The organism is Shewanella sp. AC34-MNA-CIBAN-0136, from assembly GCF_040309945.1.
In the GTDB taxonomy this organism is placed as follows: Bacteria; Pseudomonadota; Gammaproteobacteria; order Enterobacterales; family Shewanellaceae; genus Shewanella.
Window position 1 is genome coordinate 78,027 of sequence record NZ_JBEOPJ010000004.1, and the last position, 25,801, is coordinate 103,827.

The following is a 25,801-nucleotide window of genomic DNA, read 5'->3' on the forward strand; positions in this document are numbered from 1 at the left end:
TAAAAACAATTTATGCCTCTATGTTCATTAAAAAACAATTAAAGCTCAAACAGTTGCAATGCATTTTTATTCAACTGTTCTAATATACAAACAGTCGGCTTTTTCTTTAAAAATGCGATTTCGGACACAATTCGAGGAAGAATAAGAGGGGTATTACGTGATTTAGGATGATCAAAAGGAGGCATACTTGGTGAATCAGTTTCCAATAAAAAGTGTTCTAAAGGTAAATTAACCACTGTTTCTCGGAGCTTTTTCGCACTTGGATTGAGTATTAAAGCACCAACACCTAATTTAAAACCGAGTGAAATATAACGTTTCGCAATTTCACTATTGCCATAGAACCCATGCACTACGCCGCCTTTAGGCAGTCTAATATGTGCCAACATTGACAATAATTCTTGGTGAGCTTTAACAGCATGTAAAATGACGGGTAATTGGTAAATTTGAGCAAGCGATAACTGTTTCTCAAGTAACAACAATTGTTTATCTGACCAATGGTGCAATTTATCCAGCCCACACTCCCCAACAGCAACCAAACGCCTATTCTTGCTATATTGTTGTATCGTTGCTTCAAGCTTAATAATGGCAGCATCAATGTCCTCAGGCACGTACCACGGATGAATACCAAGGGAGAAATAGCAATTAAACTGCTGTGCTATTAGAATTTGCTTTTGCCATTTATCAACCGACACACCAGGTAAAATAGCAGAGCTAATACCATGGCGATGCATGGCATCAAATAATTGTGTTCTATCATCATCGAACTCTGACATGTCGAGATGAGCATGAGTATCAATCATAAGGTTGCTCTTTTTTATTGCCATTCTGATTTATGACGGGCTCAGATGTCGATGCTTCATTTTTAGGTTCGCTCAATCGTGGTACACAGCTGCGTTTATTTTCTAGGGTTAACCCCATCTCATCACACCATAAAATGTACCTTTGCCAGGGTTTTACAATAAATAGCCTAAAAATAGCCTTAATCATCTTAATTCCCTGTTAAAAATAATAATAAAAAAGGCGGCACAGCCACCTTTTTTAACATATCTGTAAAAAACTTCTTAACATTTAATGTTCGCGTGTTTTGGCAAACTCAACATCAGGGTAGCGTTCCATCGATAAGTTTAGATTCACCATAGTAGGAGCAATATAGGTCAAGTTATTACCGCCATCTAGGGCTAAATTTTGACTACATTTACGTCGAAACTCTTCTAATTTACGTTCATCTTTGCAATACACCCAACGTGCGGTACTCACACTGATACCTTCGTAAATAGCTTCTACGTTATATTCACTTTTTAAGCGTCCAACAACTACTTCAAACTGTAGCACACCAACCGCACCTACGATTAAATCGTTAGAATCAATTGGTCTGAAGACCTGAACGGCTCCCTCTTCAGATAATTGCACTAACCCTTTAAGCAGCTGCTTTTGTTTTAGTGGATCTTTTAAACGAATACGACGGAACATTTCAGGTGCAAAGTTTGGCACCCCAGTAAAGCGAAGTTTTTCGCCTTGAGTAAATGTATCACCAATTCGCATGGTGCCATGATTATGTAATCCAATAATATCGCCTGGGTACGCCACTTCGGCACGACTTCGATCACCAGCCATAAAGGTCAAAGCATCACTAACATTGACATCTTTACCGATGCGAACATGGTGCATTTTCATACCTTGTTCATATATACCCGAGCAAACACGCATAAAAGCAACACGGTCTCGATGTTTTGGATCCATATTGGCTTGTATCTTAAAAATAAAACCAGAAAACTTTTCTTCATCAGGCGTGACATTTCGTACATCACTTTCACGGGGAAGCGGCTTTGGAGCCCATTCCACGATACCATCCAAAATATGATCCACACCAAAGTTACCTAAGGCTGTACCAAAATATACTGGCGTAAGCTCGCCTTTTAGAAAAGCTTCTTGATTGAATTCATTTGAAGCGCCAGCGACCAGTTCCATTTCATCACGTATTTCAGAGGCATACGATCCAAGAACTTTATCTAATTCAGGATTATGTAATCCTTTGATAATACGCTCATCTTGAATTGTATGACCCATACCGCTCTGGTATAAAATGATTTCATCACGCAGAATATGATACACACCTTTAAATTCCTTACCTGAACCAATTGGCCAAGTAATCGGTGCACAAGCTATTTTTAAGATGTCTTCTACTTCATCCATCAATTCAATGGGATCACGAATATCGCGGTCACATTTGTTCATGAATGTCACAATAGGTGTGTCACGCAAGCGCGTCACTTCCATAAGCTTAATAGTACGATCTTCGACACCTTTAGCGGAGTCGATAACCATTAAACATGAATCTACTGCGGTTAGTGTACGGTAGGTGTCTTCCGAAAAGTCTTCGTGACCAGGCGTATCAAGTAAATTGATGAGCGCGCCACCGTAAGGGAATTGCATCACAGAGGTGGTAATCGAAATACCACGATCTTTTTCCATTTCCATCCAATCAGATTTAGCATGTTGACCAGACTTTTTGCCTTTTACCGTGCCAGCCTTTTGTAAGGCATTTCCGAATAAAAGCACTTTTTCGGTGATGGTGGTTTTACCCGCATCGGGGTGCGAAATGATGGCGAAGGTACGACGCTTGTCGACCTCAACTTTATTGCCTGACATGTTAACCTTGCACTAGCCGCTAAAAAAGGCGCAAATTATAGCGCCTATCGATAGAATTGGCTAGGCAAAGTGTTTTTTAGCTCTTAGATGACAATTCGTTAGATTGTTGAATCATATTTTTCATTCTGGCTAATTCAATTCTCGCATAACGATGCTCAACAAAATCATAAATATTGGTGGCTAACGTTAAACGATAGAAATTAGCCGCTTGCTGATATTGACCATTTTCAGCAGCATGTTTCGCTAAGTAAAAATAGGCTTCACATAAACGTTCTGCATATTCTTTAGGTTGAGACAAACCTTCTTTTGCGGCAGCAAATACTTGTTCTTGATTTATCTTACCTAAGTAAAAATCGACTAACACACTAGACCAGTCTTTATCCTTTAACTGCTGACGCTGTATCGCAAGGTCTGCCAAAGCAGGCTTACTATCGATTGAGGAAGACATCAAATACAACCATAAAGCTCGATAACCGTCACTTGGGTCACGATCATAGAATGCTTTCATATCATCAACGGCTAATTCGTAACGTTCGCCATAATATAATGCAATACCACGATTTAAAAAGGCATAGTCATAGTTTGGTGACAGTTCGAGTACACCATCAAATGCTTCATAAGCACTATCAAACTCGCCTTCTTGAGTGTAATAAATACCAAGAAAGTTATATGCATCGGCTAGATCAGGTTGTAATTTTAATGCTTGATGAAAATCGATTCTGCCAAGTAGACGTAATCCGACACTGTCATAAATGACCCCTCGATCGTAATGAAAACGTGCACGTTGTTCGTCAGTTAACTCCATGGTAGCTAAAATTTCATTTAGCTTTGCGAGTGTCACTTCTAATTTATAATCAGGCATAACCGGCGCGACAATCATCTGCCCTGCAATATTATCATTTGAACCTAACGTTGCAGCACACCCTGACAACAACATACTTGCACCGACAACAACGGCAACGATTGTGGTGCGTAGTTTACATTCCATCCGCTTTACCTTATCAGGTTCTATTAATATTCAATATCATAGCAATCTGGCAATCTAAGAGCCATGCACATTACAGATTATTTTTTTATAGATAAAAAAAGGAGATCAAATGATCTCCTTTTGTGTCGTTAAGCCTTTAAATTACATTACTCAGCAGTTTCTTTCGCTTGAGCTTCTTTAATTGATAGTCTTACACGACCTTGACGATCCACTTCCATTACTTTAACAGCAACTTCTTGGTTCATCTCTAAATGGTCTGACACGTTAGCAACACGCTCATCGCTAATTTGCGAGATGTGAACTAAACCGTCTTTACCAGGAAGAATGTTAACGAACGCACCAAAATCAACGATACGAATAACTTTACCGTTGTAGATACGGCCCACTTCAACTTCTGCAGTGATTTCTTCAATACGACGGATTGCTTCTTTAGTCGCTTCACCGTTTGAAGAGGCAATCTTCACAGTACCATTATCATCAAGCTCAATTGTAGTACCCGTTTCTTCGGTAAGCGCACGAATTACCGCACCGCCTTTACCAATAACGTCACGGATCTTCTCTGGGTTAATCTTGATGGTAGTGATTCGTGGAGCATGGGCAGAAATATCGTCACGATGTGAACCAATAGCTTGATCCATAACGTTTAGAATATGAACACGAGCACCATAAGCCTGTTGCAGTGCGATATCCATGATTTCTTTAGTGATACCTTCGATTTTGATATCCATCTGCAATGCAGTAATACCATCACGAGTACCGGCTACTTTAAAGTCCATATCGCCTAAGTGATCTTCATCGCCTAAGATGTCAGAAAGCACAACGAAATCGTCGCCTTCTTTAACTAGACCCATTGCAATACCCGCAACAGAAGTCTTGATTGGTACACCTGCATCCATCAATGCTAATGAAGTACCACATACTGAAGCCATTGAGCTTGAACCGTTAGATTCAGTAATTTCAGATACAACACGAATGCTGTACGGGAATTCTTCAGCTGAAGGCATCACGGCATTCATACCACGCCATGCTAACTTACCATGACCGATTTCGCGGCGCTTAGGTGAGCCAACCATACCTGTTTCACCAACAGAATACGGAGGGAAGTTATAATGAAGCATAAAGCGATTAGTACGTTCGCCCATGATGCTATCAATCTTCTGCGCATCACGTTCAGTACCTAAAGTACAGGTTACTAATGCTTGAGTTTCACCACGTGTAAATAATGAACTACCGTGAGTACGTGGAAGTACACCCGCTAAAACACTTAACGCGCGGATCATATCTGGTTCACGACCATCGATACGAGGCTTACCACTGATAATACGGCCGCGAACAACGCTTTTCTCTAAACTACCGAGTAAGTTGTCTACTTCACGAGTATCAACATCTGGATTCTCTGCAACTAGTGCAGCTTTAGCAGTAGCTTTAACAATACCGACTTGTACATAGCGGTCTTGTTTAACTTCAATTTGGTAAGCTTCTGTCATGCCAGCTTCTGCAAGATCTTTGATTTTAGCAACTAACACTTGATCTTGAACTGGTGCAGTCCAATCCCATGTTGGTTTGCCAGCTTCAGCCTTGAACTCGGCAATAGCATCAACAACAACTTGTTGTTGATCATGTCCGTAAGTTACCGCACCTAACATGATTTCTTCTGCAAGCGCTTTAGCTTCAGATTCAACCATAAGTACAGCAGCTTTAGTACCCGCAACCACTAGGTTTAGTGAACTTGTTGCAAGCTGATCAACTGTTGGGTTAAGTACATATTCATCGTTGATATACCCAACACGCGCAGCACCTAGTGGGCCACTGAAAGGAATACCAGAAATAGCTAACGCTGCTGAGGTACCAATCATCGAAACAATATCTGGCTCGATTTGTGGATCAACAGAAACCACAGTGATGATAACTTGAACTTCGTTTTTAAAACCGTTAGGGAATAAAGGACGAATAGGACGGTCAATAAGACGCGCAATCAGAGTTTCATCTTCTGATGGACGGCCTTCACGCTTGAAGAAACCACCAGGAATTTTACCTGCAGCATAGGTTTTTTCTTGATAGTTAACAGTTAGCGGGAAGAAGTCACGGCTTAAATCCGCTACTTTTTTACCAACTACAGTAACTAATACTGTGGTATCGCCCATGCTTGCTAAAACTGCAGCATCAGCTTGACGTGCAATAACACCTGTTTCTAAGGTGACTGTATGTTGACCATACTCAAAACTCTTTACAATTGGATTCACGTGACCCATTCCTTAATTTAATGACCTTTAATTACGCGCACAAGTATACTTCAATTAGACTGAATAGTTAAATAGACGCGAGTTACAGAATGTGAAAATCTTTAAAATAATCATTTTCCTACATGAGATCATCGTATTAACAAATGATTTAGACGTTATTAAGCAAAAAACTTTACGATTAAGTGACCTGAGGTTTGCTATTTGATTTGATTATTGATGACAAGACAGATGAATTTGACTAAAGTTGTAGCCAATAGTGTCAATTTTTGTAAGGGTTAACTAATTAATTAGCCACGTTAAGATTGATTTAATAGAACCTATAAATCATGAGTAACTTTAGCATTTAAAAATGCTAAAACCAACGTAGAATTAGTCACTTATATGACATGGAATAATACATGACTGCTCGTTTTAAGTCTCTTACATGGAAACAAACTAACTTAGTGGTATTTACTGCTTTGTTTTTTGCAATTGCCATCTTTATCGTAGAAATTGCGTTAGTTGTTATAACGACTAAACAACAGCTTACAGCAGCACAGCAAGAACTACTCAATTCCGTCGAGCAAACCACTACGAATGCGGTATGGTCGTTAGATGACAAACTTGCGAGTCAAACACTCGAAGGCATCATCAAAGTTGATAACGTTGGTTCAGCGGTCATTGAGCTTGATGATGGTTCGCTATTTGTATCTGTGGCCAATGAATCTGATGAGTTTTCCAATAACTACATATCGTTAAGTAATCGTCTTTTTGGTAATTTGAAAGAAATTTCCCGTTCGCTGTATCGTCCGTTCTACTTTGAAGGCAACAAACAACAGCAACTCATTGGCACATTGACCATTTTTTACGACACCCAAAAACTGACGACTAAACTCTTTAGTCAGCTACAACTTGGGCTAATAGCAACATTGGCTCGCGCACTATTGCTCACTTTAGTATTAACAGTGGTGTTTCATCGTTTTTTAACACAACCCATCGCACGCATTAGTGAAGCTATTGATAAAATTGATCCAGACTATCCTGATGAAAACTTGTTGCCGATGTCTCAAGCCCATAAAGATGATGAATTAGGCCTAGTGACCAGTAAATTTAATCAAATCTTATTACAGTTCAGCCAAACTCAAAATAAACTGCGAAAAATGGCGACGCGTGACCCATTAACAGGGCTACCGAATCGAACCTTATTGTTAGAAACACTCAATGTGACAATTCAACGTTCACGTGTTCATAAGCGAAATTTTGCACTACTTTTTATAGACTTAGATCGTTTTAAAAACGTCAATGACTCTTTAGGTCATGCATTAGGAGATCAATTCCTCGCCCGAATCGCACGTATTTTAGAAAGAGTGGTAGGTGATCGAGGTAGCGTAGCGCGCTTAGGCGGCGATGAATTTGTGATTTTAGCCGATGAAATTCAAACCCCGTCACAAGCAGCTGATTTTGTTGATAAGTTGCTGATCCAATTAAACACTCCAATTCAGCTAAACGAACATGCTATTCACCCAGCAGCGTCTATCGGTATATCGATATATCCCGAAGATGGTAACACCGCAGAGGATTTAATTCGTCATGCAGATATTGCCATGTACAGCGCTAAAGCCGCTGGTTCTAATCAATGGTCGTTCTTTAAACAACAAATGACCGAACGTGCTGCAGTAAGATTACGTACAGAAGCCTCGTTACACGATGCTTTGAAAAACAACGAGTTTTTATTATATTTTCAACCTAAATTTGACTTAAAGACCAATAAAGTCGTCGGATGTGAAGCTCTTATTCGCTGGCAAAAAGACGGCCGATTAATAAGTCCTATGTCATTTATCCCTGTAGCCGAAGAAACCGGTATTATCATCCCTATTGGACGTTGGGTTATCGAGCAAAGCTGTAAAGTCATCAGGGAATGGCAACGTAAATATAATTATGCTATCCCTATTGCTGTGAATGTGGCCTCGCAACAATTTGCAGATGCCAGTTTAGTACCTGATATTAAGCAACTGGCGATCCGTTATCAAATACGTCCGGAATTACTTGAAATAGAAATTACAGAAACGTCACTGATGAATGATGTTGAACAAGCAATTACCAAATTAGAACAACTCAAATCAGCGGGTTTTGGTATTGCGGTCGATGATTTTGGCACAGGATATTCTTCATTATCATATCTACGTCATTTGCCGATTACCACAATGAAAATTGACCGTGCATTTGTTAGCGATCTTCCAGAAGATAGCGCAATTGCGTCAACTATTTTAATGCTCGGGCGCCAGCTTGATTTGACCATTGTTGCTGAAGGTATTGAAAACATTCAACAACTTGAATGGTTAAAAGAAAATCAATGTGAAATCGGTCAAGGTTTTTACTTCAGCCAGCCATTACCCATAGAAGAATTTGAAGAAAAATATATTGCCTGCAATACCGCGAAAATAATGCATGTTTAACGGCAACAAATGCAAGCCTAAATCAGACATGCCAAAGTATTCATTAGCGGCCAATTATGAATAAAGCTTGATCGTAAGAGTTGGGTTGGTCTGTGGCGAGTTCGTCACAATAAAGCGGTATTATCTAAAGGTGGCTGTCTTAACCTTCCGCAGGTTATATTACCTCATCTAAAGAGCTTAATTGTTTCGGCAAAATTGTAAGCATTCTCTATTCTCTATTCTCTAAACAATCCTAGCAGCACTCTATTGAAATGGTCATCAAACTTAGTACATTGCCGTAATGGTTTGAGACAAATGTAGGGTTCAAATTGTTGTTTTATTTACTCACTCACTAGAAGTTGCCGATGGCAGGATATTAAGTTGTCAAAGCCCATGCATTGACTATTAAGTCCCTGAGCAAGTGATTAGCACTTTCTTGGCTACTGCATAATTGTTGGTGTGATTGTACTAGATAACGACTCCTGCGAGCCCTAACGCCTTTAATCCTGCAATCTCTAGTCTACATTCAATGTTAAATCATATAAGAGTGCTCACACCTATGTTTATGGAACAAATTAAGTATTCAATTTACTGTGTTGGGTATGATGTTAAAAGATGTTGCAGATGAATAATAACCTGAAGATTATGCTGAAACGTAAATGCTTAGACAAATAAATAGCTTATATCTTTAATCAAATGGCCATATAGTTTCTGAATCAAGATCTTCTGAAATAATGAAATAAAATATTCAGAAATCATGATGACTATGAAAGATCGAACCGTAAATTAGTCATAGTCAATTAAACGATAAATATCGATGAAATTAGCTAGCAGGGTGGGATTAAGCGAGTATAAACAATGCAAGAACAAAAACAGCGGTTCTCGTCCAGCAAAACATCGTACAACAACTTACATTGGGATATTTAGCCATTAGAATAGCCTGAAGATATAAAAGACTACCAAGATGATACTCCCATATATTGGGGAGATAACGCCAAGACAACTGGTAGGTACGAAATTGGCAATATTTTGAGGCGAGTTCATTATTTTAGGCAATAAAAAAAGGAGGCTTATGGCCTCCCTCTTTACGGTTAAACTACTTACAAAAGTAAGCAGATGTCGAATTAACGACGTAAACCTAACTTCTGGATCATAGCAGTATAACGAGCTACGTCAGTACGCTTTAAGTAAGCTGAAAGCTTACGGCGTGCACTAACCATACGTAATAAACCACGACGAGAGTGGTGATCATGGATGTGCTCTTTAAAGTGACCTTGAAGGTGATTAATTTGAGCAGTTAACAAAGCTACTTGAACTTCAGTTGAACCAGTATCGTTTTCGCAGCGACCAAAATCAGCCAAAATTTTTGCTTTTGTTTCAGCACTTAGTGACATGTGTATCTCCAAAAAAAGTAAATGTATCTCTAGCCGATCACTAACTCAGCCAGAGTGAGCGCGATATTCTAACCAGATTGTTAGTTAACCGCAATAAAATTCGATTATTTATCTGAAAAAGCCAACGACGAAACCGACTCGACTACTCAGCAGTATCATTATCGTGGATTACAATCAAACGTTTTGGCGCTAATAAACCATCATCATTCATGATACCCATACCAACAAATCGACGTTCATCGCCAATAGTGATACGAACTAACTCATCAGGCTTAAGTCCCGCAGCTTGAATTGCTTGTCCTTGCATGACGTAATATAACATCGCCTCAGGCAAGTTAATTTCAGCGAATTTAGCCACTGCAGTGTCCATTGGTAACAATAACGGATCCATTAGGGTCTGAGGAGCAACATCTTGTCTATGAGCTTGTTCAAGTAGTGCTTCTAATTGCGCTAAGGTAACCATTTTTTCATAAGGATATTCGGCAACTTGAGTACGACGCAACATAATAACATGTGCTCCACATCCAAGCATTTCACCTAAATCATCAATAATGGTACGTATGTAAGTCCCTTTAGAACAATGAATGTCTAGGGTTAGTTCATCACCTTCAAGCTTAATAAAATTTAGCTCAAATACGGTAATTGGCCGTGACTCACGTGGAACTTCAATCCCCTCACGGGCATATTTATACAAAGGTTGACCTTGGTATTTTAATGCCGAATACATTGATGGTATTTGTTGAGTGGTTCCTCGAAAAAACGCGAGCTTTTCATCTAGTAATGCTTGAGTCACATTCACAGGGCGCGTTTGCACGACTTCCCCATCAGAGTCACTCGTATCAGTACGTTGACCCAATTTAGCGGTCACCAGGTAGCGCTTATCCGAATCTAATAGATGCTGAGAGAACTTAGTCGCTTCTCCGAGGCAAATAGGCAACATACCTGTTGCTAACGGGTCTAAAGCACCTGTATGGCCAGCTTTATTGGCATTAAAAAAACGCTTCACTCTTTGCAGGGCAAAATTAGAGCTCATGCCAGTATCTTTATCGAGTAATACGATTCCGTCGATGAAGCGACCTTTAGGGCGACGAGCCATTAATCTTGCTCCTTTTCACCATCAACAGACTCGCTGTTATCAGGTGCGTCAGGCGTAAATTGCTGCTGTTTGGCTTTATCTTTATTTATGACTTGTGTGACTAGGTTAGACATACGCATGCCTTCTACTAGCGAACTATCATAAATAAAACGTAATTCAGGCATAACACGTAATTTCATACGTCCAGCAACTAAAGTACGTACATAAGGCGCGGCTACAGTCAGCGCATCAATTTTTTGTTGAACAAGTTCAGTGTCTTCTTCAAAAAAAGTCACATAAACTTTTGCATAACTTAAATCACGAGAGACGTCGACGTCATTTACTGTGACAAAACCAATGCGAGGATCTTTCATATCGCGTTGCAACACCATTGCCAGTTCTTGCTGGAGTTGTTGTGCAATACGGCGGGTACGACTAAATTCTTTTGCCATGATGATATGCCATATCGTTAGGTCTACAATCAAAAAGGGCGGCTAAAGCCGCCCTTCCATTGGTACTTATAAGCTGCGAGCAATTTCGACTATTTCGAAGACTTCAATTTGATCGCCCACTCGGACGTCATTGTAATTCTTCACACCGATACCACATTCCATGCCATTACGGACTTCTTGTGCATCGTCTTTAAAGCGGCGTAATGACTCAAGTTCACCTTCGAAGATAACCACGTTATCACGTAGTACACGAATTGGTGCGCTACGTTTAACAATACCTTCGGTAACCATACAACCAGCGATAGCGCCGATTTTAGGTGACTTAAACACATCACGAACTTCTGCAAGGCCGATAATTTCTTGTCTAAATTCAGGCGCTAACATACCTGTCATTGCAGCACGAACTTCATCAATTAGATTGTAGATGATGCTGTAATAACGTAAATCAACACTTTCTGAATCAATGGTCTTACGAGCCTGTGCATCAGCACGGACGTTGAAACCAACAAGAATCGCATTTGAAGCTGCTGCTAATGTTGCGTCGGTTTCGGTTAATGCACCTACACCACGAGCAATAATATTCACTTTAACTTCATCTGTAGACAGTTTAGCTAAAGATTCACAAATCGCTTCAAGAGAACCTTGAACATCAGCTTTAAGTACGATATTCAGCTCTTGTACTTCGCCTTCTTCCATGTTCGCAAACATGTTTTCTAGCTTAGACTTCTGCTGACGCGCTAACTTAATGTCACGGAATTTACCTTGGCGATACAATGCAACTTCACGAGCTTTACGTTCATCACGTACAACTGTCGCTTCATCACCAGCTAAAGGCACACCAGAAAGACCTAAAATCTCTACTGGAATAGATGGACCAGCTTCGGTAATAGCGTGACCGTTTTCGTCTTTCATCGCACGGATTTTACCGTACTCTAAACCACATAAAACGATATCACCTTGGCGTAACGTACCTTCTTGAACCAAGACAGTAGCTACTGGGCCACGACCTTTATCAAGTTTTGATTCGATAACAACACCCGCTGCCATACCATCACGTATTGCTTTAAGTTCTAATACTTCAGATTGAAGTAAGATACCTTCTAACAATTCGTCAACGCCCATACCCGTTTTGGCTGAAACGTGAACGAACATGTTATCTCCGCCCCAATCATCTGACATGATGCCATGTTGAGACAGTTCGCTCTTAACGCGCTCTGGATCAGCATCTGGCTTATCCATTTTGTTAACAGCTACGATTAACGGTACGTTACCCGCTTTAGCATGTTGAATCGCTTCAATCGTTTGTGGCATTACGCCATCATCGGCAGCAACAACCAAAATAACAATATCAGTCGCCTTAGCACCACGAGCACGCATTGACGTAAACGCCGCGTGACCAGGAGTATCAAGGAAAGTGATCATGCCGTTTTCAGTTTCAACGTGGTATGCACCAATATGCTGAGTAATACCACCGGCTTCGCCAGCAGCAACTTTCGCACGACGGATATAATCAAGTAATGACGTTTTACCATGGTCAACGTGACCCATGATAGTCACAACTGGAGCACGAGACTCTAGTTGGATATTGTCATCGCGATCTTTCAGTACTTGATGCTCAAGTTCGTTTTCACGAATAAGCACCACTTTATGACCTAATTCTTCAGCAACCATTTGGGCTGTTTCTTGGTCAAGTACTTGGTTAATCGTTACCATAGTGCCCATTTTCATCATTTGCTTGATGATAACAGTGGCTTTAATTGCCATTAAATGCGCTAATTCTGATACGGTTACGGTTTCACCGATACGCACATCACGACTAACAGCTGCAGCAGGTTTATTAAAACCGTGTGCCATAGATTCAGGTGCTGTACTGCGGTTACGCATGTGTTTTTCACGACCGTCACGAGCATCTTTTCCGCCACGTTTTTTGTTGGCGTTTTTGTTGCGCGCACGACGACCACGTTTTTCATCATCAGCATCTGAACTGTCTTCTGCTGCACGAGCAACTTTAGAGGTTGTGATGTGGTGATCGCCATTCTTTTCAGCATCTAAACGTTGGCGTTCTTCTTCAGCCCAACGCTTTGAGTTTACTTCAGCAAGGAGGCGTGCAGTTTCAGCTGCTTTAGCGGCTTCATCTTTTTGCTTTTGAGTAAGCACTGCTTCTTGAGTCGCTTTTAAACGATCTGCTTCAACTTTTGCTGCTGCAGTTTCTGGGTCAGCAACTTTAGTTACTTTAGGTTCAGACTTTACTTTTTCTGATTTCAATTTGGCTTCTGCTTCCGCTTTTTTCTTCGCTTCTGCATTAGCTTTCGCTTCTGCAGCTGCTTTTGCTTCAGCTTCCACTTTTGCTTGGGCTTCAGCTTCTGCTTTGGCTTTTGCTTGAGTTTCTAATTCAGCTTGTTTTGCTAATTCTGCATCATCGCGCTTAACAAAAGTACGTTTTTTACGTACTTCTACCTTCACGTCTTTCGACTGACCGCCAGTGCTTGCAACACTTAACGTAGACACCGTTTTACGTTGCAATGTCATTTTAGTCGGAACTGAATCTGCACCATGCTGTTTTTTTAGATAATCAAGAAGTTGTTGCTTCTCTTTTTCTGAAACAGTATCGAGTTGTTTTTTGTTCATACCAGCTTGTGAGAATTGCTCGATTAATCGATCAACCGATTTACCCACTTCCGCTGCTAATTTTTCTACGCTTGTATCTGCCATCAATTAGATCCCCCTGTTGATCGACTTATGCTTCTTCGCCAAACCAACAGATATTGCGGGCAGCCATGATGAGCTCGCCTGCTTTTTCTTCTGTTAATTCTTCAATATCAATTAAATCGTCAATACCTTGCTCGGCCAAGTCTTCTAAAGTCACTACGCCTTTGCTCGCAAGAACATAAGCTAAATGTCTTTCTAATCCTTCCAATGCTAGTAAATCATCACTTGGCTCTGCACCATCTAACGCTTCTTCCGACGCTAATGCTCTTGTAGAGATTGCCGCCTTTGCACGTTCACGTAATGCTTCAACGATTCCTTCGTCGAAACCTTCTACTGCTAATAGTTCAGATTCTGGGACATAAGCAATCTCTTCTAGCGAAGTGAATCCCTCATCAGCCAATACGGCTGCAAAATCTTTATCTACATCCAGATAAGCTACAAACAAATCAATCACTTTTGCACTTTCGGCTTGGTGTTTTTTGTTCATGTCTTCAACTGTCATTACGTTTAGTTCCCAACCAGTAAGTTGAGTGGCTAAACGTACGTTTTGGCCATTACGACCAATAGCCTGTGCCAAACTGTCAGCTTCTACAGCAATATCCATCGAGTGGTTGTCTTCATCCACAATGATAGATGCAACATCAGCTGGCGCCATGGCATTGATCACATATTGTGCAGGATTATCATCCCACAACACGATATCGACTCGCTCGCCACCTAATTCGTTTGATACGGCTTGTACACGTGCGCCACGCATACCAACACAAGCACCAATAGGGTCAATGCGACGATCATTTGATTTGACAGCGATTTTAGCACGAGCGCCTGGATCACGAGCGGCACCCATTACTTCGATTAATTCGTCGTAAATTTCTGGTACTTCAACCCGAAACAGTTCAATTAACATTTCAGATTTACTGCGGGTTAAAAATAACTGCGCACCACGTGCCTCTGGACGTACAGAGTACAATAATGCACGCACACGGTCACCAGGACGGAAAGATTCACGGCTGATTAAATCTTCTTTAAATAACACGCCATCAGCATTGTTACCTAAATCAACAACTACGCTTTCACGGGTGCTTTTCTTAACAACACCAGTAACAATCTCACCTTCACGTTCAATAAATTGTTCAACAATTTGTGCACGTTCAGCTTCACGTACTTTTTGTACGATAACTTGTTTCGCGGTTTGTGTGGTGATACGGTCAAATGCAACTGAGTCGATTTGATCTTCAATAAACTCACCCACTTGAATCTCTGGTTCTTCATAACGAGCGGCTTCAAACGTAATTTCGCTGTATGGATTTTCCAAAGCTTCGCCTTTATCGTCAACTACCATCCAACGACGGAAAGTGTCGTAATGGCCTGTTTTACGATCAATAGCAACGCGAACTTCGATATCGCCTTCATATTTTTTCTTTGTTGCGGTAGCCAGTGCAATTTCTAGCGCTTCGAAAATTTTCTCGCGCGGAAGGCCTTTCTCATTGGAAACCGCTTCTGCGACTAGCAGGATCTCTTTATTCATTTGGTCTTGCCTCGTTCTTCACCTGAAACTATCAAAACTTAGCTATAACGTTGCCTTTACGGATATTATCCAAAGCAACAATCAAGTCTTTACCATCAACGGTGATAGTGAGCATTTGCCCATCAACACTACTGATGACGCCTTTTAAATTACGACTACCGGCAACAGGCATAGTCAATTGTACTTTTGTTTCTTCACCTATATAAGCTCTATATTGCTCGGCGGTAAATAACGGTCTATCTACGCCAGGTGAAGATACTTCTAATGTGTATTCTGTAGAAATAGGGTCTTCAACATCCATAACTGCGCTAACTTGACGACTGGCTTCTGCACAATCTTCAATATTGATGCCATTCTCGTGATCAATAAACACACGAAGAATTGAGTGACGACCAGCTTGAATATACTCAATGCCCCATAGTTTAAAGCCTAGAGCTTCAACAGGTACTGTTAACATTTCAACTAGCTTGGATTCTATTGTTGCCAAAAATGACCCCCAAAAAAACAAAAAAAGGGCTAATAGCCCCATTGCAACCCGCATCTAACACGGATATTTAAAAGTTCATATAACAAAAAACCCCGTAATCACGAGGTTATTTTATTATAAAACCTGTAAATTGTGATTTATTTTCTTACGAAATTAAATCACAAGGAGCTGGTTGCGGGGGCCGGATTTGAACCGACGACCTTCGGGTTATGAGCCCGACGAGCTACCAACTGCTCCACCCCGCGTCAACTGATGCAAGTATATTGATTTACACTATATCTTGCAATAACTAATCAAACTCAATCCATGATTTGTTAGTTTAAATCTGGTGCCGAGAGCGGGACTTGAACCCGCACGTCCGTTAAGACACAGCCACCTCAAGGCTGCGCGTCTACCAATTCCACCACCTCGGCGACACCTGGTATACTAGTCAGGAATTTTCGTTTCTGACTGTTCGGTCTGAACAGGCGCATCATCAATGATTTGCTCTGCTGCTGGACCTAAATCTTTCCACTGATCATTTTGCTCAGTGTGATTAGCACTTAAATTACCAATCACTAAACTTAATGCAAAAAAGCCAATGGCTAATACTGCAGTACTGCGAGTCAGGAAATTACCTGATCCACTTGAGCCAAATAAAGTGCCTGAGGCACCGGCTCCGAAAGATGCGCCCATATCGGCACCCTTTCCTTGTTGAATTAAAATTAAGCCAATAAGACCTAAAGCTACCACCAAGTATACAACTATCAGAACTTCGTACATATAATTACGCGCTCATTGCTATGGTACATAAACTTAAAAACTCACTTGAGTTCAAACTTGCACCGCCAATCAGACCACCATCAACATCAGGCTGGGCAAATATATCTGCCGCATTGCTTGGGGTGACGCTACCACCGTATAGAATTCTGATATTCTCACCAATAAAGGGAGATACTTCAGAGAGGCGACTGCGAATAAACGCATGTACTTCTTGTGCCTGTTCTGGTGTTGCGCTTTTACCTGTCCCTACAGCCCATAAAGGTTCGTAGGCGATAATTGCGTTATCAAAAGCCATGGTACCGTTTTTTTCAATTACTATATCAAGCTCTTCCGCAATCACCTCAAAGGTACGTCTTGCTTCACGAGCTGGCCCTGATTCACCTACGCATAAAATCGGTGTCAGACCATATTTTTGTGCTGCGGCAAACTTCTCTGCCACGATATTACTCGTCTCTCCGTACATACGGCGACGTTCGGAATGGCCGATAATAACATATCGACATCCAGAATCTTTTAGCATCTGCCCGGATATTTCGCCGGTATATGCACCAAAATCATGTTGACTAAGATTTTGTGCACCCATTCTAACAAGCGCACCATCTAAGGTTTGCTTATTGGCTTCAAGCAGCTGCCTAACACTTTCAAGATAAATTGAAGGCGGGCATAAAACCACTTCAGCGGAATCATTTTGGAGCTTTGTAGCAAACTTCTTAAATAGTTCTTCTGCTAGTGCTGAATTACCATTCATTTTCCAGTTGCCAGCGACCATAGGACGTCTGAGTGCCATTCACTGTCTCCTCTGAAAGCGGCGTGAATAATAGCGAACCACTTATCAAGTTACAAGAGCTAAAAGGGGAATATTTCACATAAAGTGTCGAAGCGTCTACTTTTTAAGCGAGCAACAACATATCTGAATATTCAAATGATTAACATGCTGCCTTTACCGCGTCAGCAATACGATTTGCATGTGCAAGCACTTGCGGATGATCATCACCTTCAACCATCACTCTGATTAACGGTTCGGTACCCGACTTTCGTAATAAAACCCGTCCGCGAGCACCTAATTGCAACTCAACATCGGCTTGCGCAGATTTCACCGCATCGGTATCTAACGGATTAGAGTCCCCTTCAAAGCGGACATTAACCAATACTTGAGGCAACATCTTCATCGGCTCTGTTAATTGTTCAAGCGACGCATTTTGACGACGCATCGCTGCTAACACTAAAATACCTGCAACAATACCATCACCGGTAGTACCATGATCTAGGTTGAGAATATGACCAGAGTTTTCACCACCTATACGCCATTCATTCTCCCTCAGCATTTCCATGACATATCTGTCACCGACTTTAGAGCGAACAAAAGGAATATCAAGTGCTTGCAACGCTAAATCTAAACCTAAATTAGACATTAAGGTGCCGACCACTCCACCTTTTAAAATACCACGTTTTTGAGCATCTACCGCTAAAATATACAGGATCTGATCGCCATCGACTACTTCACCATGACGATTAACCATCATAATACGATCACCGTCACCATCTAATGCAATCCCTAAATCAGCTTTTTCAGCCAATACAGTCTCACAAATCTTAGCCATTGACGTTGCGCCAACCTTATCATTGATATTGAGTCCATCGGGTTTATCGCCAATAGCAATCACGTCAGCACCTAATTCACGGAATACATTAGGGGCAATATGATACGTTGCACCATGAGCACAATCGACGACAATTTTTAAGCCCTCAAGAGTTTGGTCGGCAGGAAAGTTCCCTTTACAATATTCGATGTAACGCCCTGCAGCATCTTCAATTCGACGAGCTTTGCCTAATAAGTGGGACTCTACACACACTAACGGCTTTTCAAGTTCAGCCTCAATTTCTAATTCAATTGCATCATCAAGCTTACTGCCATCGGTAGAGAAGAACTTGATACCGTTGTCATAGTAAGGATTATGCGAAGCACTAATTACCACACCAGCTTCTGCACGAAAAGTACGAGTTAAATAAGCCACTGCAGGGGTCGGCATTGGGCCAAGTAATAACACGTTTAATCCAGCAGCTGATAATCCAGCTTCTAACGCCGATTCAAATAGGTAACCTGAAATACGGGTATCCTTACCAATAATCACTTTTTGAGTGCCATTTCGAGACAATACTCGTCCAGCAGCCCAACCGAGCTTCAATGCCAGTTCAGGGGTCATTTTACCCGCCCCGACTCTGCCGCGAATACCATCGGTTCCAAAAAATTTTCTTTGTTTCACAGATCCCTACTTAAGTGATTTCACTGTACTTATAACGTTATTGTGCCGCTGCCACTACAAGTAGGCCATTGTTTCTGACATCACTTTAAGTACATCGACAGTTTCGGGTACATCATGGACACGTATAATATGCGCACCTTGCTGAGCAGCAATCAATGCCCCTGCGAGACTACCCGCAAGACGTTGATCGGTATCACGCGCTAACAGGTCACCCATCATGCTTTTACGTGATAAGCCCACCAGTAAAGGTAAGTGAAACTCATGCAATTTTGGCAACGCAGCTAACAGGCGGTAATTATGCGCTAAAGTTTTGCCAAAGCCAAAACCTGGATCAAGAATTAAACGTTCGCGCTCAATTCCGGCTGCTTCGCAGTAAGCAATACGCAATTCAAAAAAAGCGGCAACCTCATCAATCACATCCTGATACTCAGGTTTATTTTGCATTGTTTTTGGCTCGCCCTGCATGTGCATCAAGCAAATTGGCACATCTAACGTCGCAGCCATTGCTAAAGCCCCAGGCATTTGTAATGCGCGCACATCATTAATCAAATTAGCACCGGCATTTACCGCCAGTTCCATCACTTCAGGTTTGCTAGTGTCTATCGAAATCCATACGTCGTGTGTTTTTGCAGTATATTCAATAATAGGAATAACCCGTGCGAGCTCTTGCTCAACAGAAACCTCTGCTGCCCCAGGGCGAGTAGACTCACCGCCGACGTCTATAATTAATGCACCTTGTTCAACCATATAATCAACATGTCGACAAGCTTGTTCGAAATCGATGTATTCGCCACCATCAGAAAACGAATCTGGTGTCACGTTTACAATTCCCATTACTACAGGGGCTGACAAGTCGAGCGTTTTATTGGCATGAGTTAATTGAAACAATGGTATTTTCCTACAGTAGATTAAAAACAAGAAAACCCCTTGCGGGGTTTTCTTTATTCACTAAATTATTTATTTAGCTGGTGATTCATCCGCATCATTAGTATCGGCTTTATTATCGACTTTAGCGTCGGTTTTAGCGTCATCCACTGGCGTTTCAATTTCAGATTTAGGCGTGGTATTGCCATTATCTTTATCGTCAGATGATTCATCTTTTTGCCATTCAGCTGGCATACGCACTTCACGGCGATGCATTAAATCGTCAATTTGCAACGAATCAATCGTTTCGTACTTCATCAGTGCGTCTTTCATCGCATGTAAGATATCCATATTTTCTGTCAACATGGTTTGTGCACGTTGATAGTTTTTATCGATAAACATTTTGATTTCTGAATCAATTAATGACGCTGTATCACCTGACATAGCCTTTGATTTACCCATACTGCGACCTAAGAAAACTTCGTTTTCTTCTTCTGCATAGAGTAAAGGACCCAACTTGTCAGAGAAACCCCATTGCGTAACCATGTTACGTGCAATTGATGTCGCGTATTTAATGTCTTGCGAAGCGCCGGTAGAGACTTGTTCGCTTCCGTAAATAAGCTCTTCGGCTAAACGTCCACCGTAAGCAACTGAAATCTGTGATTCTAATTTGCGACGGCTTTGACTAACAGCATCAGCTTCAGGTAAGAAGAACGTCACACCTAATGCACGACCGCGCGGAATAATGGTCACTTTATGTACAGGGTCATGTTCTGGCACTAAGCAACCAACAATAGCATGTCCGGCTTCATGATAAGCCGTCATCTCTTTGTCCGATTCAGACATCACCATAGAACGGCGCTCAGCACCCATCATGATTTTGTCTTTAGCACGCTCGAACTCTTCCATACCGACTACACGACGATTACCACGAGCAGCAAACAACGCAGCTTCGTTAACAAGGTTTGCTAAGTCTGCACCAGAAAATCCTGGGGTACCACGGGCAATAACACTTGCTTTAACATCGTCTGACAAAGGTACTTTACGCATGTGTACTTTAAGGATTTGTTCACGACCACGCACGTCTGGTAAACCGACGACGACTTGGCGGTCAAATCGACCTGGACGAAGTAATGCAGAATCGAGTACGTCTGGACGGTTAGTTGCCGCAATGACAATAACGCCTTCATTACCTTCGAAACCATCCATCTCAACCAGTAACTGGTTTAATGTTTGCTCACGCTCATCGTGACCACCACCAACACCAGCGCCACGTTGGCGGCCTACAGCATCAATTTCATCGATAAAGATGATACAAGGAGAAGATTTTTTAGCTTGTTCAAACATGTCACGCACACGAGATGCACCAACACCGACAAACATTTCCACAAAATCAGAACCTGAAATAGTAAAGAATGGCACCTTAGATTCACCAGCAATAGCCTTCGCTAGCAAGGTTTTACCTGTACCTGGTTGCCCAACCATTAACACGCCCGTAGGAATACGGCCGCCTAATTTTTGGAACTTAGTTGGGTCACGCAAATAATCAACCAGTTCTTTCACTTCTTCTTTTGCTTCATCACAACCAGCGACGTCTGCAAAAGTGGTTTTAATTTGATCTTCGCTCATCAATTTGGCTTTACTCTTACCAAATGACATTGCGCCCTTACCGCCACCACCTTGCATTTGACGCATGAAGAATATCCATACTCCAATTAGCAGTAACATTGGGAACCATGAAATAAAGATTTGAGTTAAGAAACCAGATTCTTCAGCTTCTTGGCCTTTATAGTCAATACCTTTAGTTTGAAGATCATTGATTAAATCTTGATCATATATAGGCATAATTGTGGTGAACTTCTCGCCGGTACGTTTAGTCCCTTCAATAGTTCGTTGATCGCTTTTTATTTCGACCTTGTTAACTTGACCATTTCGAACATTGTCCAAAAAGGCGGAATAATCCATCTTCTGCGAATTCGAAGAAGAGGGGGAATAACCCTGGAAAACTGACATCAGCACAACAGCGATGACAACCCAGAGTATTAAATTTTTAGCCATGTCACTCAAATTACTCGACCTCTTAACAGTCCTGCGATTATTAACTTTAGACTACTACAACTTGTAACCAGTCGCCACTAGATAGACTTCTCGAGAGCGCGCTCTAGAGGAGTCTGGTTTACGGGTTTTTACTACTTTGAATGCCTGTTTGACTGTTTTTATGTAGTCGTCAAAGCCCTCCCCCTGAAAGACTTTAACAGCAAAACAGCCGTTAGGCGTCAACACTTGATGACACATATCTAGCGCCAATTCAACTAAATACATAGCTCTTGGCTGATCTACAGCACCCGAACCACTCATGTTCGGAGCCATATCTGATAGTACCACATCCACTTTATCTTGACCTACTCGCTCAAGCAATGCCTGCAGCACTTTATCCTCTCTAAAATCACCTTGAAGAAAATCAACGCCAACAATAGGATCCATCGGTAAAATGTCACAAGCAATCACTTTACCTTTGTCGCCAGTAAGTTTAACAGCCACTTGTGACCAACCACCAGGAGCAGCACCTAAGTCAACTACTGTCATACCCTGTTTTATTAAGTGATCTTTTTGTTGGATCTCTTCTAACTTGAATGCTGCTCGTGAACGTAAGCCTCGTTTTTGGGCTAATTTCACATAGTGATCATCAAAGTGTTCTTGCATCCAGCGAGTTGAGCTCGCCGTACGTTTTTTGGTTGTCATTTAAATTCCGCAACGATTCAGAGTTACATAAGCTCTATATAAGGGTAGAATACCCGTTTTTCAACAGTAACTCAGCAAAAGTTGGTACAAATGAACTTAACAACCAAACAAAAACAGCATTTAAAAGGTCTGGCGCACAGTCTAAAACCAGTGGTGCTGCTTGGTGGCAATGGACTAACTGAAGGTGTTCTGGCTGAAATTGATAGCGCTCTTACACATCATGAATTGATTAAAGTGAAAGTAGCCTCTGCAGACAGAGAGCTAAAAAATGCCATCGTTGACGCCATTGTACGTGAAACCCAGTCTACGAAAGTGCAACTTATCGGTCATGTGTTAGTTATTTTCCGTCATTCGGCTGAAATGAAAATTGCTTTGCCTAAAGCCAAATAATTTCGCACCCTTTTATAAAAAGCCGCTGAATACAGCGGCTTTTTTATTGGAGATGAATTATCGTTAATCAGGGATGATCAGGTATTGGGATAACTTGATAATGCTCTGCCTTTAAGCCTAGAAACTCAGGCAAGGTAGAACCAATTGAAATCGATGACCAAGTACCGGTTAAAATACCAATAAACATCGCGATAGAAAAACCTTCAAGCGGTGCCCCACCCAGAATCCATAAAGCCACAACCGTTATCAATGTAGTTCCTGAAGTGACCATAGTTCTGGAAAAGGTTGATTTAATTGCTAAGTTGTTAATGTCAGTTATATTCCACTGTGGTTTAGCCACTAACTGCTCCCGGATCCTGTCCGCAATAATAATTGAATCATTGAGTGAATACCCCAAAATTGCCATTATTGCGGCTAATACAGTTAAATTAAATTCCATTTGGCTTAACGCAAAAAAAGCCAACACAAATACTACATCATGTACCAAAGCAAACAGTGCACCTGACGCTAAACGCCATTCAAAGCGAAAACTTAGATACCCCATAATACATAGCATGGCGACTAATAAAGCTAAACTGCCTTGTTCAACCAACTCTTGGCCTACTTGTGGTCCGACGATACTGCTATTTAACACGTTGATGTCAGTCTTTAATGGCGCCAATACTTCAGCCAGTTCTGGGCGTTGATTCTCATCAGGTATATTGGCATATCGTAATACCCAACGGCCTGGTTCGCTGGCTGAAATAACACTGACCTCTTGTTGATATGCTGCAATCATTAATGGCTGTATTTCACTGGCAGTGATGTGATGATCCACTTGAATTTCTGTGACCACACCGCCGGTAAAATCTAAGCCCCAATTAAACCCTTTTATTCCTATCGCGGTTAACGATAACAGCATTAATACAATCGAAATCAGACTCGATGCATAACGCCACCTAGTTAAGTATTTGAGCTTGTCTGTTGAATAATTTGTTTGAGTTGAGTTCATAAAATTACACCTTAATAGCGCGACGAGTGTCACGACCATAAACTAAGTTGATTAATGCGCGTGAAGCAAAAATACCGGTAAACATACTGGTTAATAACCCCAAACCTAAGGTCAACGCAAAGCCTTGAATAGGGCCATTACCAATCGAAAATAACACCACTGCGGTGATCATCGTGGTGGAGTTAGCATCAAAAATGGTTGAAAACGCACTATCAAATCCCACATCAATCGCATTGGCAAAGCTACGACCTTCCGCAAGCTTTTCTTTTATTCGCTCAAAAATAAGTACGTTAGTATCGACTGCCATACCGACAGTAAGCACTAACCCGGCAATACCTGGTAAGGTCAATACCGCTCCAGGAATGAGCGCTAACAATCCAAATAACATCACCAAATTGGCGATTAACGCTATATTTGCAGCCCAACCTAAACGGCGATACCAACAAGCCATAAACAGTAATGTAGCCGATAAACCTAAGGCTAGAGCAGCAAAACCATTAACAATATTCTCGGCCCCTAAACTAGGCCCAATAGTACGTTCTTCCACTATGGTTACAGGTGCAGTCATAGAGCCGGCTCTTAATAACAAAGCTAATTGCTGCGCCTCTTGATGGCTACCTGCTCCAGTGATTTCAAAGCGGTTACCGAGTTGACTCTGAATGGTTGCAACACTGATAATTTTAGTGGTTTGTTTGGCTTTACCTTGTTCATCACGGCTGTATTCGCTATAAGCTGTTGCCATAGGTTTACCGATATTATCTCGCGAAAAATCAGACATTAACTTGCCACCTGCAGCGTCAAGACTGATGTTTACTTTCGCCATACCAAAATCGCCAGTAGTGGCTCGAGCATCAATAATATGATCGCCACCGAGTACGGGTTTTTTTGACACATATACTGGCTCATTATGCTCATCATTCATCACAACCGCGTTGGCAGAGTCTGCCTGCACCACAGGATAAAATGCCAAACTAGCGGTCGCGCCGATAACATTTTTAGCGGTAGCAGGGTCTTGCACTCCAGGTAACTCAATTCGAATACGATGCTCTCCTTGACGTTGAACTAACGCTTCGGTAATACCAAGCTCTTCTATACGACTGCGCATGATTTGTAAGTTTTGTTGTACCGTTAAATTGGTTAATTTGAGCTGGTCATTTTCAGACAGACTGATATTCAGAGTTTGTTGATGCCCAGTGACATGCCATTGAGGGTATTGCTGAGCAATAAATTGTCTTATTTGTCCAAGAGCATCATCACTGGCGCTGTTAACTGTCAGTTCAGGACCAACGCCAAAGCGCACCATTACACCGCTGATATGTTGTTCTCTGACAAATTGCTTTACAGCATCACTCACTAATACGGCTTGGTTTTGAAAGACTAAATCAAGATCTACATCCAGTAGAAACTGCACTCCGCCGCGTAAATCTAAACCTAGCTTAATCGGTTTAACGCCGAAATTTAACAACCAATCCGGCGCTGCTGGAGCTAACGCTAAGGTCACTTGAGCTTGGTGTTCAAACTGTTGTGCTAAAGTCTTTTTAGCTTGGGTTTGCATATCGGGATTATCTAACACCACAAGTAAATTATCTTGTTGTTGTTCGATACGCTTACTATTTATGCCCGCTTGTTGTAGCACATAGTGAATTTGTTCCACTGTTAGCGATTGAGTCGGTTTAACGGCAAGTTGTACGGCAGGGTCTTCACCATACCAAGATGGCAAAGCACTCATAAATAAGATGATGAGTGTGCTAATTAATAGCCAGTATTTCCACTGAGCATATTGATTTAACGGTTTGGTATTCGATTTTGATTTCATAACACTTGATCTCACTACATCGGGGTAAAACCT

Annotated in this window: 21 protein-coding genes and 2 tRNA genes; 2 read left to right on the forward strand and 21 right to left on the reverse strand. The window is 41.4% G+C overall.

Annotated elements, in window-relative coordinates:
* Positions 1-38: 38 nt before the first annotated feature.
* From AAEY94_RS05185 to pnp, 5 genes are all read right to left on the reverse strand, one after another.
* Entirely contained in the window at positions 39-800 is a 762-nt protein-coding gene (locus tag AAEY94_RS05185; protein ID WP_101085728.1) for a TatD family hydrolase, read from the reverse strand.
* Positions 793-987 (reverse strand): DUF5363 family protein, encoded by a 195-nt coding sequence (locus AAEY94_RS20880; protein ID WP_502959383.1) that lies wholly within the window; start codon positions 985-987, stop codon positions 793-795. The genes AAEY94_RS05185 and AAEY94_RS20880 overlap by 8 nt, the downstream gene beginning before the upstream one ends.
* Positions 988-1,068: 81 nt before the next feature.
* Positions 1,069-2,649: a peptide chain release factor 3 gene (prfC, locus tag AAEY94_RS05190; RefSeq protein ID WP_101085732.1), complete on the reverse strand. Its 1,581-nt coding sequence runs from the start codon at positions 2,647-2,649 to the stop codon at positions 1,069-1,071.
* Positions 2,650-2,725: 76 nt separating this feature from the next.
* Positions 2,726-3,637 (reverse strand): lipoprotein NlpI, encoded by a 912-nt coding sequence (gene nlpI, locus AAEY94_RS05195; protein ID WP_101085734.1) that lies wholly within the window; start codon positions 3,635-3,637, stop codon positions 2,726-2,728.
* Positions 3,638-3,783: 146 nt separating this feature from the next.
* A complete protein-coding gene (pnp, locus tag AAEY94_RS05200; RefSeq protein ID WP_192114422.1) occupies positions 3,784-5,880 on the reverse strand; it encodes a polyribonucleotide nucleotidyltransferase in 2,097 nt (698 codons plus the stop codon).
* A 398-nt stretch (positions 5,881-6,278) separates the two neighbouring features.
* Between pnp and AAEY94_RS05205 the strand changes: the two genes are divergently transcribed.
* Positions 6,279-8,315, forward strand: coding sequence for a putative bifunctional diguanylate cyclase/phosphodiesterase (locus AAEY94_RS05205; RefSeq protein ID WP_101085738.1), 2,037 nt, complete (start codon positions 6,279-6,281; stop codon positions 8,313-8,315).
* A gap of 1,103 nt (positions 8,316-9,418) precedes the next feature.
* Here AAEY94_RS05205 and rpsO read toward each other — a convergent pair.
* From rpsO to rlmE, 14 genes are all read right to left on the reverse strand, one after another.
* A complete protein-coding gene (gene rpsO, locus AAEY94_RS05210; protein ID WP_011636467.1) occupies positions 9,419-9,688 on the reverse strand; it encodes a 30S ribosomal protein S15 in 270 nt (89 codons plus the stop codon).
* A gap of 142 nt (positions 9,689-9,830) precedes the next feature.
* Positions 9,831-10,784 (reverse strand): tRNA pseudouridine(55) synthase TruB, encoded by a 954-nt coding sequence (gene truB, locus AAEY94_RS05215; protein WP_101085740.1) that lies wholly within the window; start codon positions 10,782-10,784, stop codon positions 9,831-9,833.
* On the reverse strand, positions 10,784-11,215 hold the full coding sequence (gene rbfA / locus AAEY94_RS05220; protein ID WP_101085742.1) for a 30S ribosome-binding factor RbfA: 432 nt from the start codon (positions 11,213-11,215) through the stop codon (positions 10,784-10,786). The genes truB and rbfA overlap by 1 nt, the downstream gene beginning before the upstream one ends.
* Positions 11,216-11,281: 66 nt before the next feature.
* Positions 11,282-13,927, reverse strand: a complete 2,646-nt coding sequence (gene infB, locus AAEY94_RS05225) for a translation initiation factor IF-2 (protein WP_162022527.1) — start codon at positions 13,925-13,927, stop codon at positions 11,282-11,284.
* Positions 13,928-13,952: 25 nt separating this feature from the next.
* On the reverse strand, positions 13,953-15,452 hold the full coding sequence (gene nusA / locus AAEY94_RS05230) for a transcription termination factor NusA (RefSeq protein WP_101085745.1): 1,500 nt from the start codon (positions 15,450-15,452) through the stop codon (positions 13,953-13,955).
* A 31-nt stretch (positions 15,453-15,483) separates the two neighbouring features.
* A complete protein-coding gene (rimP, locus tag AAEY94_RS05235; protein WP_041413431.1) occupies positions 15,484-15,939 on the reverse strand; it encodes a ribosome maturation factor RimP in 456 nt (151 codons plus the stop codon).
* 169 nt (positions 15,940-16,108) lie between these two features.
* Positions 16,109-16,184, reverse strand: a tRNA-Met gene (locus AAEY94_RS05240).
* Between the two features lie 81 nt (positions 16,185-16,265).
* Positions 16,266-16,352 (reverse strand) — tRNA-Leu (locus AAEY94_RS05245).
* 13 nt (positions 16,353-16,365) lie between these two features.
* Positions 16,366-16,701 (reverse strand): preprotein translocase subunit SecG, encoded by a 336-nt coding sequence (secG, locus tag AAEY94_RS05250; protein ID WP_059746473.1) that lies wholly within the window; start codon positions 16,699-16,701, stop codon positions 16,366-16,368.
* Between the two features lie 4 nt (positions 16,702-16,705).
* Positions 16,706-17,488 (reverse strand): triose-phosphate isomerase, encoded by a 783-nt coding sequence (tpiA, locus tag AAEY94_RS05255; protein WP_011636460.1) that lies wholly within the window; start codon positions 17,486-17,488, stop codon positions 16,706-16,708.
* A gap of 139 nt (positions 17,489-17,627) precedes the next feature.
* On the reverse strand, positions 17,628-18,965 hold the full coding sequence (gene glmM / locus AAEY94_RS05260) for a phosphoglucosamine mutase (protein WP_011636459.1): 1,338 nt from the start codon (positions 18,963-18,965) through the stop codon (positions 17,628-17,630).
* 54 nt (positions 18,966-19,019) lie between these two features.
* Positions 19,020-19,799: a dihydropteroate synthase gene (folP, locus tag AAEY94_RS05265; protein WP_502959384.1), complete on the reverse strand. Its 780-nt coding sequence runs from the start codon at positions 19,797-19,799 to the stop codon at positions 19,020-19,022.
* A gap of 123 nt (positions 19,800-19,922) precedes the next feature.
* A complete protein-coding gene (ftsH, locus tag AAEY94_RS05270) occupies positions 19,923-21,896 on the reverse strand; it encodes an ATP-dependent zinc metalloprotease FtsH (protein ID WP_101085752.1) in 1,974 nt (657 codons plus the stop codon).
* A 45-nt stretch (positions 21,897-21,941) separates the two neighbouring features.
* Complete coding sequence (gene rlmE / locus AAEY94_RS05275) at positions 21,942-22,571, reverse strand: 23S rRNA (uridine(2552)-2'-O)-methyltransferase RlmE (RefSeq protein WP_101085754.1); 630 nt, start codon at positions 22,569-22,571, stop codon at positions 21,942-21,944.
* Between the two features lie 90 nt (positions 22,572-22,661).
* Here rlmE and yhbY point away from each other — a divergent pair, with 90 nt between their 5' ends.
* On the forward strand, positions 22,662-22,961 hold the full coding sequence (gene yhbY / locus AAEY94_RS05280; protein WP_011636455.1) for a ribosome assembly RNA-binding protein YhbY: 300 nt from the start codon (positions 22,662-22,664) through the stop codon (positions 22,959-22,961).
* Positions 22,962-23,028: 67 nt separating this feature from the next.
* Here yhbY and secF read toward each other — a convergent pair whose 3' ends face one another.
* Positions 23,029-23,952 carry a protein translocase subunit SecF gene (secF, locus tag AAEY94_RS05285; RefSeq protein WP_350977772.1) on the reverse strand — a complete coding sequence of 308 codons (924 nt, stop codon included), beginning with the start codon at positions 23,950-23,952 and terminating at the stop codon, positions 23,029-23,031.
* A 4-nt stretch (positions 23,953-23,956) separates the two neighbouring features.
* Positions 23,957-25,768, reverse strand: a complete 1,812-nt coding sequence (secD, locus tag AAEY94_RS05290) for a protein translocase subunit SecD (RefSeq protein WP_350977775.1) — start codon at positions 25,766-25,768, stop codon at positions 23,957-23,959.
* Positions 25,769-25,801: the final 33 nt, after the last annotated feature.